This window comes from Arthrobacter sp. 10L424, from assembly GCF_056395325.1.
Window position 1 is genome coordinate 18,672 of record NZ_JBFTJH010000006.1, and the last position, 11,991, is coordinate 30,662.

The 11,991-nt window shown below is 69.0% G+C and carries 10 protein-coding genes; all 10 read right to left on the minus strand.

Features of this window, described 5'->3' with window-relative positions; translation table 11 throughout:
- Positions 1–22: 22 nt before the first annotated feature.
- Positions 23–1,573, minus strand: a complete 1,551-nt coding sequence (locus AC1DC5_RS12105) for an ABC transporter ATP-binding protein (RefSeq protein WP_476865303.1) — start codon at positions 1,571–1,573, stop codon at positions 23–25.
- Entirely contained in the window at positions 1,570–2,328 is a 759-nt protein-coding gene (locus AC1DC5_RS12110; protein ID WP_476865304.1) for an energy-coupling factor transporter transmembrane component T, read from the minus strand. The genes AC1DC5_RS12105 and AC1DC5_RS12110 overlap by 4 nt, the downstream gene beginning before the upstream one ends.
- Before the next feature lie 32 nt (positions 2,329–2,360).
- Positions 2,361–3,257: a PT domain-containing protein gene (locus AC1DC5_RS12115; protein WP_476865305.1), complete on the minus strand. Its 897-nt coding sequence runs from the start codon at positions 3,255–3,257 to the stop codon at positions 2,361–2,363.
- A gap of 63 nt (positions 3,258–3,320) precedes the next feature.
- Entirely contained in the window at positions 3,321–4,352 is a 1,032-nt protein-coding gene (locus tag AC1DC5_RS12120) for a nucleoside hydrolase (RefSeq protein ID WP_476865418.1), read from the minus strand.
- A 72-nt stretch (positions 4,353–4,424) separates the two neighbouring features.
- The gene (locus AC1DC5_RS12125; protein WP_476865306.1) at positions 4,425–5,402 is read right to left on the minus strand and encodes an aldo/keto reductase; all 978 of its coding nucleotides are present in this window, start codon (positions 5,400–5,402) and stop codon (positions 4,425–4,427) included.
- Positions 5,403–5,555: 153 nt separating this feature from the next.
- A complete protein-coding gene (locus AC1DC5_RS12130) occupies positions 5,556–5,774 on the minus strand; it encodes a helix-hairpin-helix domain-containing protein (RefSeq protein WP_056431439.1) in 219 nt (72 codons plus the stop codon).
- A gap of 67 nt (positions 5,775–5,841) precedes the next feature.
- The gene (locus AC1DC5_RS12135) at positions 5,842–6,399 is read right to left on the minus strand and encodes a hypothetical protein (protein ID WP_476865307.1); all 558 of its coding nucleotides are present in this window, start codon (positions 6,397–6,399) and stop codon (positions 5,842–5,844) included.
- Positions 6,396–6,965 (minus strand): DUF402 domain-containing protein, encoded by a 570-nt coding sequence (locus AC1DC5_RS12140; RefSeq protein ID WP_476865308.1) that lies wholly within the window; start codon positions 6,963–6,965, stop codon positions 6,396–6,398. Before AC1DC5_RS12140 ends, AC1DC5_RS12135 begins: the two co-directional genes overlap by 4 nt.
- Positions 6,962–8,935 (minus strand): 1-deoxy-D-xylulose-5-phosphate synthase, encoded by a 1,974-nt coding sequence (gene dxs / locus AC1DC5_RS12145; protein WP_476865309.1) that lies wholly within the window; start codon positions 8,933–8,935, stop codon positions 6,962–6,964. Before dxs ends, AC1DC5_RS12140 begins: the two co-directional genes overlap by 4 nt.
- 154 nt (positions 8,936–9,089) lie before the next feature.
- Positions 9,090–11,903: an aconitate hydratase gene (locus AC1DC5_RS12150; RefSeq protein ID WP_476865310.1), complete on the minus strand. Its 2,814-nt coding sequence runs from the start codon at positions 11,901–11,903 to the stop codon at positions 9,090–9,092.
- Positions 11,904–11,991 lie beyond the last annotated feature (88 nt).

Consider the following 11,991-nt stretch of genomic DNA (forward strand, 5'->3'; position numbering starts at 1 on the left):
TGTACTGCGGCGGCGGTGGGCTTCAGGACTCCTGGAGCCCGCCGCCGCTGAGCTTTAAGGCGCGGTGCGCCGCGGCCCGGGCGTAGGCGGCATCGTGGGTGACCAGCACGACGGCGGCGCCCCGCGCCGCGGAGTCCAGGATGGCCCGGTGCAGGTACTCCAGTCCGTGCCGGTCCAGCCCCACCGTGGGCTCATCGAGGGCGAGCACGGCGGGTTGCCGGGCCAGCAAGGTGGCAAGGGCAAGCAACCGCTGCTTCGAGGCCGGCAGCTCCGCCGGGTGCACTCCCGCATCCCCGGACAGCCCCACGGCCTCCAGCGCCTCGTAGGCCCTGGCGCTGGCGTCCTTGCCCACGAGCCTCCGCAGCCCGAAGCTGACCTCCCGCAGCACCGTCCGTTCGAACAGCTGGTCCCTGGGCTGCTGGAAGAGCAACCCCACCGAACTGGCCACCCGGCCGGCCGGAAGACCGGCAATGCTGGTGCCCGAGACCCGCACGTCCCCCGCTGCCGGGCGCAGCAGGCCGTTGAAGTGGCGCAGCAGCGTAGACTTGCCGGCCCCGTTCCGCCCGGTGATGGCCACAATTTCGCCCGGCCGCACGGTGAGGTCCAGATCCCGCAGCAGCGGCTCCGCCACGGATCCGCCTGCCCGCGGGAAGGTGAAACCGACGCCGTCCAACTCCAGCGCCGGCGCGGGTGCCACCGGGTCCGTCCCGGCGTCCCGGACGGCAGCCGAAGCACGCGTACCCGCCGCAGTGACCCCCGCCGGATGGGTCACCGCGTCGATCACGGTCCCCGTCCGGCCGAGCTCCGCGGACCGGATCAACTCCCCGGGCGGACCGCTGGCGGTGGCGGTGCCGCCGTCGAGGACGAGCCAGTGCGAGGCCGAACGGGCCAGCCCGTCGGCTGCCTGGCCCAGCACCACGACGGCGGTGCCGGCACCCGTGAGCCTGCCGATGAGGTCACGGACCAGGATGACGCCGGCAGCGTCCAGGGAGGCCAGCGGCTCGTCAAGCACCAGCACTCCGGGGCCCTGGATGAAAGCGCAGGCGATGGCCAGGCGGCGCAGTTCCCCGCCGGACAGGGTGGCGGGGTCCCGGTCCAGGAGCGCGGCCAGGCCGGTCAGCTCCGCGGCGCGGGCCACCTCCCGGAGCATGTCCGGCCGCGCGGCGCCCCGGTTCTCGAGGCCAAAGGCCAGTTCCTCGGCCACCGTGGAGCGGATCGTGGTGAGCATGCCGGCCGCCTCCTGCGGGACGTAGCCGACCCGGTCCGACCAGGCGGAGGGGTTGATCCGGGGGTCGTCGTGGCCGCCGCTGAACTCCAGCACCTCGCCGGCCTGGGCGAGCGAACCGGTGAGCGTTCCGGAGTGTCCGGGCCGCAGCCAGCCGGCCAGTAGTTTGCCGAATGTGGTCTTTCCACTGCCGGATCCGCCGAGGACGGCTGTCAGCGTGCCGGGACGGACGCTGAAGGCGATGTCGTGCAGCGCAGCGGCGGACTCGCCGTGGAAGCTGAAGGTGCCGATCCGGGCGGCCAGCACGGCGTCAGTCCGGGGCGCGGCGGTGGAGTCAGCGGTTGTCATGGCAGTCCCGCCCCCGGCCAGGAGACGGCCAGCCGGACTGCCACGGCGGCCGCGGCCAGCAGCAGCAGGACGCCCCGGACCCGGCGCTGGGCGGGCGGGTCCGTGAGCTCCCGGTAGGCGGTCCGGGGACCCTGGCGGCCGAATCCGCGGGCGTCGAGCGCCTGGGCCCGGCTTCCTGAGTCCTCGATGAGGCCCAGCACCAGTGGGACCATCTGCACCCGCACCGCAGCGAGCCGGGACACCAGGCCGCGGCCCACCACCAGCCCGCGGGCCTCCTGCGCCGCCCGGATCGCCGCCAGCCTGCCGGCCATGGCCGGCAGGAGCGTCAGCGCGGAGGCCAGGACGAAGCCGAACTGCGGCGGCAGCCCCTTCGCGGCCAGCGCGGCGACGAGATCGGGGGCGCTGACGGTGAAGGAGAAGAGCAGCAGGACCAGCACGCAGGCGCCCGTGCGGGTGCCCGCCTCCAGGGCGAAGGCCAGTCCTTCCTGCGTGACCCGGGCGGGGCCCCAGGCCGCCAGGACAGTGCGGCCCTCCGGGAAGAAGAGCCCGTGCAGCATCAGCAACGACAAGCCCAGGGGCACCAGGACCGCCGCCCCCGCGGCGAGCACACGTCGGCCGACGCCGGCACGCCCGGCCAGCACGGCCGCCGCGAGGGCGACCGCGAGGGACAGCGGCCAGCAGCCTGCCGCCGTCGTGATCACCGCGGCGGAGCCGGCCGCCGTCAGCGCGGTCAGCGGGTGGAGGGTGGAGGTCATGGTGCGGAGAGTCGGCTTCCGGCGGCTCGGGCTCAGGCTTCCGGCTGGTTCGCCGGCTGAGTCTCCGGCTGGTTCTCCGGCTGAGTCTCCGGCTGGTTCTCCGGCTGGGCCGGATCCTTGCCGGCGAGCACCCGGAAGCGGCGGACGAAGGCGAACTGGAAGGTGGTGCGGCGCGGCAATGCGTAGACCAGCAGGGCTGCGATGGCGAAGACGATGGCCTTGTCCATGGGGTCCGAGATCAGTGCCTGCTTGGTGATGGCAGCGAGCAGGGTGTCGCCCATGGCGCGGAATGCGCTGACCACTGCTCCCGTGCCGAGGCCGGCTGTGCCGCCAAAGACGAAGGCCGCGATCGGGGCGGACACGACGCCGGCGAGAATGCCGGTGACGAAGCCGGCGACCGGTGCGAGGTAGAAGCGGCGGAACAGTCCGCCGCGGGCGGCCAGGCCGGCGAGGAAGCCGATCAGCGCCGCGCCGGCGGCGAAGGGCAGCACCGTCGGGTTGAAGAAGGACCACACGATGGTGCTGAGGGCGCCTGTGGCGGCACCTGCGGCCGGGCCGGCGAGGACCGCGATCAGGACGGTGCCGATGGCGTCGAGGTAGAACGGCAGCCCGGTGGTGCCCATGAGCTGGCCCAGGACAACGTTCAGGACCAGGGCCACGGGCATCAGGACCAGTGTGGACGTGGGAAGGACCGGAAGCGCCGCGGCGATCAGCAGGACGGCGCCAAGCAGGAATCCGCCGAGGGCCACTAGCGCCGCGAAGCTGGCCGGTCCGTTGGCGATGTCCGCGGGCTGGGTCAGGACCAGGAACAGGTAGGTGGCTGCGATCGCGGCGGCACCGGCGAGTTCCAGCAGGCGGCGGTTGCGCCGTGACTTGGCTGTGCCGGGGCCGGAGCCGGTGGCAGGAAGGGTCAGGGACTGCTGTGACATGGGGATGGTCCTTAAGTGGGAGCTGCAACATCCGCCTCATGTCACCTCGGCGCAGCTACCATCCTAACCAGAGGCGGGGGTACCGGCGGACGTGCTCCCCCGGGCCAGCGCGCCGACCGAGGAAATCAGCTCCGCGAAGCACTGCTCCGGGTCGTTGGAGGACACGATTCGGGCGTTGGGCGGCAGTCCCCAGAGGCCGCGGAAGTCCGCCACCGTGGTGCCGGTCAGCAGCGGCGAGGCGGTTTCGACGTCGACTGTGGCCAGGCGGGCCGTGAACGGGGTGCGTCCGACGGCGGCGCAGGCCGCGAAGGCGTCATGCATGTGCGCGACGTAGCCCTGGTCGTAGAGCCGGTGGAATTCCATGTAGAACCTGATCGCGTCGGACAGGCAGGCCACGAGCGGGCTGGCGGAGGTGCTGCGGAGGCCCTCCGGCTGCTCCGGCAGGACCAGCTCCGGGCCGGCCCCGGCGGCCTCCCCGAGGCGCCGGAGGTGTTCGGGGAGCATTTCGATCCGCTCCGTCGTTTCCAGCGCGCACACCAGGGGAAGCTTGTCTTCCGGCAGGCCGCGGTACGCGGCGAAGACCTCCTTGGCCGCGTGCGGGTCCACCGAGGTGTTCCATTCCGCCGTCGGCGTCGTGTTGCCCTGGTAGTAGTAGCTCCCGCCCATGATGACGAGGCCTTTGAGCAGCCGCGGCAGCTCCGGTTCGCGGCGCAGGGCGAGGGCGAAGTTGGTCAGCGGCCCGGTGATGAGCCCGGTGATCTCCCCCGGGTGCGCCCGCACTTCGTCCACCCAGACGTCGACGGCGTGCCGCTGCGAGATCTGCTGCGCGGGCGCGGGCAGCTCGGCGTGGCCGATCCCCTGTGGCCCGTGGGTCTCCTCGGTGGTGACCAGCGGGATTTCCAGGGGCACCTCGGCGCCGATGGCCACCTCGACGCCGGACCGGCCGCACAGTTCCAGGAGCGCCAGGTTGTTGAGCGCGACCTGGCGGGCACCGACGTTGCCGGCCGTGCAGGTAATGGCCTGCAGGTGCACCCCGGGCCGGGACAGCAGGTAGACGAGGGCCAGGGCGTCGTCGATCCCGGTGTCGACGTCCATCAGGACGGTGTGGCGCGCTGCAGGCACGTCAGGCAGGGCCCCCGGGCTGGGAGCCGTTGAGGACAGACCCATCTAGAACAGTGCGACCTTCGGCGTCCGCGGAAAGAGATCGTTCAGTTCGGCACGCTCCGCGGCGCTGGGGACCCAGGCCACGGCGGCGGCGTTCTGCCGGACCTGTTCCGGCCGGGTGGCACCGGCGATGACACTGCTGACGGACGGCTGGGCCGCAAGCCAGGAGAACGCGACCTGGATCTCGTTCAGGCCGCGTTGGGCCGCGAAGCCGCTGAACGCGCCCAGCTGGTCCCAGTCGGCGTCGTGGACCAGGTTGGTGCGGGTGTGGCTGAGGCGCGAACCCTCGGGTGCCGTGTCCTTGGCGTATTTGCCGGTCAGGAGGCCGTTGGCGAGCGGGAAGTACGGCAGGACGCCCAGGCCGTACGCTTCGGCGGCCGGCGTGACCTCGAGTTCGGCGCGGCGGTCCAGCAGGTTGTAGTGGTTCTGGCTGGAGATGAACCGTGCTCCCCCGCGGGCGCGGGCCACGAATTCGGCCTCGGCGATCTGCCAGCCGGCGCGGTTGGAGTGGCCGATGTAGCGGACCTTGCCGCTGGTGACGAGCTCGTCGAGGGCGTCGAGGGTCTCCTCGATGGGGGTCAGCGGGTCCGGGGTGTGGAACTGGTAGAGGTCGATCCAGTCCGTTCCCAGCCGGCGCAGCGAGGCCTCCGCGGCCTTGATGATGTACCGGCGGGAGCCGCGGGCACCGAAGTCGTTGCCGTTGGCCCCGCGCATGTCCATGCCGAACTTGGTGCCGATCACGGCGTCGTCGCGGCGGCCCCTGAGGGCCTTGCCCAGCATCGTCTCGCTGAGGCCGGGTTCCTTGCCGTAGGTATCGGCGACGTCGAAGAACGTAATGCCCGCGTCCAGGGCGGCATGCACGACGGCGTCGGTCCCCTCCTGCGACTCGGTGGCAGTATTAGCCCGGCCCAGGTTGTTGCAGCCAAGGCCGACGACGGAGACGGACAGTCCGGAGTTTCCTACACGGCGGTATTCAGTCATGGGGTTCAGCCTATAACGGCCGGCAGCGGCTCCCGGGCATGGCGGCCAGGTTGCTGCCGGGTGCCGGCGGCCGGAGTTAGGCCGGGCCCCGTTCCGCCAGCGGCGGGAGTTAGGCCGGGCTCCGGCGTTCGGCCGGCAGCCGGCCCGCGCGGGTCACCCCGCGGGCAGTTCCAGTCCGCGTTCGTCCAGGGCATCCTCGAGCTGGGCAAGGGTCCGCGGGCAGATCCCGTGCATTCCGGCAAGTCGGCGCCGGCCCAGCTGCACAAGATGCTCGAGAGTTTCCACCCCCGCATGTGCGAGCGACTTGCGTGCCGGTGCCGCCAGGCCCGCCGGGAGCGGGGTGCTGCCTGGTTGAGAGGATTTGCGCGTCATGGCGTTGCCTTTCAGTCGGTTGCCCCCAAACTGATGTGAGCCGTGCCCGACTCCTTGCAGGTGTTACCTAAAGCGTGAAGCTGTTGGCCGGCTTCGGTGAGTGCTTGAGCTTAAAGGACTCCTCGCCGAAGGCTGCGGCGCCGATGCTCAGCTTGGTGAAGTCCAGGTCTTCGCCACGGATGCAGACCTTGATGGCGTTGACCGTCTTGTTGACGTCCGGGGTGAGGATGAAGATGTTGAGTTTGGCATCGGCAAATTCGGAGCGGTCCACAATCCCGAGACCCCGCCAGGCCAGGTGGCCGATCAGGGCGTCCTTGGCTTTTTCCTCGAGGTACCGGTCGCGGGTGGTCCCGTCCTTGGTTTTCAGGGCGTACTGGGCCACCACCCAGAACTGTTCCTCGTCCGGAATTTCGGCGTACCCGTCCTCGGCGCACTGCCCGGCGAAGGCGTCCATGAGCCGCTCCGCGGCCTCGGCGTCGGCGGCGTCGGTCTCTTCGGTGGTGCTCTGGTGCCCCACGACGCCGTGGTTCATGACGAATTCGTTGAACTCCTCGTCAATCCAGGCCTCCCTGAACTGCAGGGTGCCTTCTTCGTCACGCTTATAAACCCGGATAATTCCGCTCATGCCCGTCCTTTCCTGAACCATTCGCGGTCTGTGCCGTCGAACGGTGGCTGTTGTGCCTTGACGGCCTGGTACAGCTGATCCGATGCCGTGGTGATCCGGTCCACCACGTCCGCGGGGTAGTCCATCTCGATCCGGTGCTCGGCAAACTCGTCCTCATCGTCCACGTACACGCCGCGGTCCACGGTCCGGATCACATCCAGGTCCATGTCGATCAGGTGGAACTCGGTGACGCCCGGCCGGATCGTCGTCCAGCCGTGGTCCGTCGCCAGGTCCACGTAGACCTGAACGCCCGCGGGGTGGGCTTCGTCGTAGAAGGTGGCCACGAACTCGCCCGAGCGCGGGACCAGCAGCACGGCGTCGGATTCGGCGTAGAACGCCGCGCCCGGGCGGGAGCAGAACTCATTGGTTCCCTGGAAGATCCACCAGCCGTGGGCGTCCTCGCCGAGATACGTCCCGGGCACCACCCAGTGCGCCTTGCCGTTCCATTTCCGGTTCCGGGCGACCACCAGGTCGCCCGGCACCAGGCTCTCGGGGGTCCTCACGGGGGTTCTCGCGGGTGTCCTCACAGAATCGGCAGGCTGCCGGTGCTGGGGTGTTCCTGGCCCGGGAGGGGCCGGGCGAACGGCACCTTGGTGCCCAGAACCTGCGCCACGACGTCGTGCGTGATCTGCTGCGCGGTCAGGCCGACCCGCTCGAGCACCTGGCTGCGGGAGCCGTGGTCCAGGAACTCCACCGGGAGGCCCACCTCATTGAGGGCGGTGTCCACCCCGGCGGCCCGCATTTCCTGCCGGATCCGGGACCCGACGCCGCCGGCGCGGACCCCGTCCTCGATGCAGATGACGAGGCGGTGGTGCGAGGCGAGGGCGACGACGGATCTGGGGACCGGGAGGACCCAGCGCGGATCCACGACGGTGGAGCTGATGCCCTGCGCGCCGAGCCGGTTCGAGACGTCCAGTGCGAGTTCGGACATCGCCCCGACGCTGACGATCAGCACGTCGTTGTCGCTGGCGCCGGCCGGACGGCGTGCCAGCACGTCCACGCCGTCGCTGAGCCGCTCGATGGCCTCCACCTCGGCACCGACAGTGCCCTTGGAGTAGCGGATCACGCTGGGGGCGTCCTCGATGGCGACTGCTTCGCGCAGTTCCTCGCGGAGCCGGCTGGAGTCGCGGGGCGCGGCGAGGTGCAGGCCTGGCACGATCTGGACCATGGCCATGTCCCACATGCCATGGTGGCTGGCGCCGTCGGGCCCGGTGACGCCGGCCCGGTCCAGGACGATCGTGACGCCGGCTTTGTGCAGGGCGACGTCCATCAGGAGCTGGTCGAAGGCGCGGTTCAGGAAGGTCGCGTAGACCGCGACGACGGGGTGCAGCCCGCCGAATGCCATGCCGGCGGCCGAGGTGAGGGCGTGCTGTTCGGCGATGCCGACGTCGAACACGCGTTCCGGGTGCCGCGCGGCGAACTTGTGGAGCCCGACGGGGATGAGCATGGCGCCGGTGATGCCGACGATGTCCTGGCGCTCATCGGCGATGTCGGCGATCTCGTCGGCGAAGACGGACGTCCAGGACTTGGCGCCGCCGGCCTCGGTGGGTTCGCCGGTCTCCGGGTCGATGATCCCGACAGCGTGGAACTGGTCGGCTTCATGGGCGCGGGCGGGTGCGTAGCCGTGGCCCTTCTCCGTCATGGCGTGCACAATGACGGGCCCGGCGTAGGTCTTGGCGGTGGACAGGGCGTTCTCCAGGGCCTGGAGGTCATGGCCGTCCACGGGTCCGATGTACTTCATGCCGAGGTCCTCGAACATGCCCTGCGGGGCCCACCAGTCCTTGACGCCCTTCTTCATGGCGTGCAGGCTGCGGTAGGTGAACTGGCCGGCGGGTCCGCCGTTCTGCAGCTTCCGCCGCCACAGGTCCAGGGTGCCTTCGTAGCCGGGTGCGGCGCGGAAGGAATCGATGGTGGGGCGCAGCGAGGCGAGGTAGTCCGCGAAACCGCCCACGGTCGGGGCGTAGGAGCGCCCGTTGTCGTTCACAACGATCACGACGCGGCGCTTCTTGTCGGCGGCGATGTTGTTGATGGCCTCCCAGGCCATGCCGCCGGTGAGTGCGCCGTCGCCCACGACTGCGATCACGTACCGGTCGCCGTCGCCGGTCAGCTGCCGGGCACGGGAGATCCCGTCCGCCCAGGAGAGCGAGGAGGAGGCATGCGAGCTTTCGACGATGTCGTGCTCGGATTCGGCGCGGTCCGGGTAGCCGGACAGGCCGCCCTGCTGGCGCAGGGTGCTGAAGTCCTGGCGGCCGGTGAGGAGCTTGTGCACGTACGACTGGTGGCCGGTGTCGAAGACGATGCTGTCGCGGGGGGAATCGAAGATCCGGTGGACCGCGATGGTGAGTTCGACGACGCCGAGGTTTGGGCCAAGGTGCCCGCCGGTCTGGGAGACGTTGCCGATCAGGAATTCCCTGACCTCGGCTGCCAGCTGATCCAGCTGCGCCTCTGACAACTTGCTCAGGTCCTGCGGATTCCGGATGGTCTCCAAGATTCCCAACGGCCCCTCCTTCGGGTGGTAGACATGCCTTCTAACTCTAACGCCTCCGGAGTGGCCGTGGTGCCGGAACGGGAAAGCCCCGGTCCGTCGGTGACGGGCCGGGGCTTTCTCGTTGGACTGCTGGGTCTCCGCTGGTTGGCGGGGACGATCTCCGCTAGTTGGCGGAGATCTGGCGCAGCACGTACTGCAGGATGCCGCCGTTGCGGTAGTAGTCAGCCTCGCCCGGGGTGTCGATGCGCAGGACCGCATCGAAGGACGTGACCGTGCCGTCAACCGCAGTGGCAGTGACCTTGAGCGTCTTGGGCGTGGTGCCCTCGTTCAGGGCGGTGACGCCCTCAACCGCGAAGGTCTCCGTGCCGGTCAGCCCGAGGCTGGCAGCGTTCTGGCCGGCCGGGTACTGCAGGGGCAGGACGCCCATGCCGATCAGGTTGGAGCGGTGGATGCGTTCGTAGCTTTCGGCCACGACAGCCTTGACGCCCAGGAGCGCGGTGCCCTTGGCTGCCCAGTCACGGGATGAGCCGGAGCCGTACTCCTTGCCGGCCAGGACAACCAGCGGGATGCCGGCGGCCTGGTAGTTCTGCGCGGCGTCGTAGACATAGGCCTGCGGGCCGTCGGCCTGGGTGAAGTCGCGGGTGAAGCCACCCTCGACGCCGTCCAGGATCTGGTTCTTGATCCGGATGTTCGCGAACGTTCCGCGGATCATGACCTCGTGGTTGCCACGGCGTGAGCCGTAGGAGTTGAAGTCCTTGCGCTCCACTCCGTTGGCCAGCAGGTACTGCCCGGCCGGGGTGTCGGACTTGAAGGAACCTGCCGGTGAGATGTGGTCGGTGGTGACCGAATCGCCAAGCTTCAGCAGCACGCGCGCGCCGGTGATGTCCTTGACGGGCTCCGGCTGCGCCTTGATGCCGTCGAAGTACGGGGGCTTCCGGACGTACGTGGACTTCGGATCCCAGGCGAAGGTGTCGCCGGCGGGGGTGTCGAGTGCCTTCCAGCGCTCGTCGCCTTCGAAGACGCCCTCGTAGCCGCGGGCGAACATGTCCTTGTCGATCGAGGAATCGATGACCTGCTGGACCTCGACCGGGTTCGGCCAGATGTCCTTCAGGAAGACGTCGTTGCCGGCCTCGTCCTGGCCCAAGGCGTCGGCGTCGAAGTCGAAGTCCATGGTTCCGGCCAGGGCGTAGGCGATGACCAGCGGCGGGGAGGCCAAGTAGTTCATCTTCACGTCCGGGTTGATCCGGCCCTCGAAGTTGCGGTTGCCGGACAGCACGGCGGTGACGGAAAGGTCGTTGGCCTGGATGGCCTCGGAGATTTCGGCGTCGAGCGGGCCGGAGTTGCCGATGCAGGTCGCGCAGCCGTAACCGACGATGTAGAAGCCGAGCTTCTCCAGGTACGGGGTCAGGCCCGACTTGTTGTAGTAGTCGGTGACAACCTTGGAACCGGGAGCAACGGAGGTTTTGACCCACGGCTTGGAGGTGAGGCCCTTGTCGACGGCGTTGCGGGCCAGCAGTGCGGCGGCCAGCATCACGGACGGGTTGGACGTGTTGGTGCAGGACGTGATTGAGGCGATGGACACCGCGCCGTGGTCCAGCTCGAACTCGCGGCCGTCGGCGGTCTTGACGCTGACCTTGTTCGACGGGCGGCCGTCCGACTTGGGGCCGTGCGCGTGCGGAGCCTGGTCGGTCAGGTGCGTTCCCGACGCAGTGAACGACGGCGCATCGGAAGCCGGGAAGCTTTCGTCAATCGCCTCGTCCAGGCTGCCGTCGGCCAGGTCTTCCTTCACGTAGTTGCGCAGGTCCTCGCGGAACTGGTCCTTGGACTCCGTGAGGATGATGCGGTCCTGCGGGCGCTTCGGGCCGGAAATCGACGGGACAACCGTCGACAGGTCCAGCTCGAGGTACTCGGAGAACTTGATCTCCTTGGAAGGATCATGCCAAAGGCCCTGTTCCTTCGCGTAGGACTCCACGAGGGCGACGTTCTCGTCCGAGCGGCCGGTGAGGCGCAGGTAGTCGAGGGTGACGTCGTCGATCGGGAACATGGCGGCCGTGGAGCCGAACTCCGGGCTCATGTTGCCGATGGTGGCGCGGTTGGCCAGCGGCACGGCCGCGACGCCTTCGCCGTAGAACTCTACGAACTTGCCGACCACACCGTGCTTGCGCAGCTGTTCGGTGATGGTCAGGACGACGTCGGTGGCGGTCGCGCCGGCCGGGATGGACCCGGTCAGCTTGAAGCCCACGACGCGCGGGATCAGCATGGAGACGGGCTGGCCGAGCATGGCCGCCTCGGCTTCGATGCCGCCGACGCCCCAGCCCAGCACGCCCAGGCCGTTGACCATGGTGGTGTGGGAGTCGGTGCCGACGCAGGTGTCCGGGTAGGCGCGGAGCGCGCCATCAACTTCGCGGGTCATGACGGTGCGGGCCAGGTACTCGATGTTGACCTGGTGCACGATGCCGGTTCCCGGCGGAACGACCTTGAAGTCATCGAACGCGGTCTGGCCCCAACGCAGGAACTGGTACCGCTCGCCGTTGCGCTGGTATTCGATCTCCATGTTGCGCTCCAGTGCGCCGGAGTTGCCGAAGGCGTCGATCTGCACGGAGTGGTCGATCACCATTTCGGCAGGTGCCAGCGGGTTGACCCGCTTGGGGTCACCGCCGAGTTCCTTGACTGCTTCACGCATGGTGGCAAGGTCCACAACGCAGGGCACGCCAGTGAAGTCCTGCATGATCACGCGCGCCGGCGTGAACTGGATTTCAGTGTCGGGCTCGGCGCTGGGGTCCCAGCCGGCCAGTGCTCGGACGTGATCGGCCGTAATGTTGGCGCCGTCCTCGGTCCTCAACAGGTTTTCAAGCAATACCTTGAGGCTGAACGGAAGGTTTTCTGCACCTTCAACGGAGTTCAACCGGAAAATTTCGTATTCGGTACCGGCTACATTAAGTTTGCCTTTTGAACCGAAGCTGTCCACAATGCTCATCGCAGGACTCCTCTCGCAACAGTTTCATCTTTGTCGCGCCGCAGACCCCTTGCTAGTTAGGTGGCCCTAACTAGTGCTTGGCCTTGTT

What these genes read in the sequence shown, in the direction of transcription:
- AC1DC5_RS12120 (WP_476865418.1), bottom strand. Translation starts at nt 4,352, where the DNA reads ATGGACGTCGACACCGGGATCGACGACGCCCTGGCCCTCGTCTACCTG.
- AC1DC5_RS12130 (WP_056431439.1), bottom strand. Translation starts at nt 5,774, where the DNA reads ATGACGCGCAAATCCTCTCAACCAGGCAGCACCCCGCTCCCGGCGGGC.
- AC1DC5_RS12150 (WP_476865310.1), bottom strand. Translation starts at nt 11,903, where the DNA reads ATGAGCATTGTGGACAGCTTCGGTTCAAAAGGCAAACTTAATGTAGCC.
- AC1DC5_RS12125 (WP_476865306.1), bottom strand. Translation starts at nt 5,402, where the DNA reads ATGACTGAATACCGCCGTGTAGGAAACTCCGGACTGTCCGTCTCCGTC.
- AC1DC5_RS12135 (WP_476865307.1), bottom strand. Translation starts at nt 6,399, where the DNA reads ATGAGCGGAATTATCCGGGTTTATAAGCGTGACGAAGAAGGCACCCTG.
- AC1DC5_RS12115 (WP_476865305.1), bottom strand. Translation starts at nt 3,257, where the DNA reads ATGTCACAGCAGTCCCTGACCCTTCCTGCCACCGGCTCCGGCCCCGGC.
- AC1DC5_RS12105 (WP_476865303.1), bottom strand. Translation starts at nt 1,573, where the DNA reads ATGACAACCGCTGACTCCACCGCCGCGCCCCGGACTGACGCCGTGCTG.
- AC1DC5_RS12110 (WP_476865304.1), bottom strand. Translation starts at nt 2,328, where the DNA reads ATGACCTCCACCCTCCACCCGCTGACCGCGCTGACGGCGGCCGGCTCC.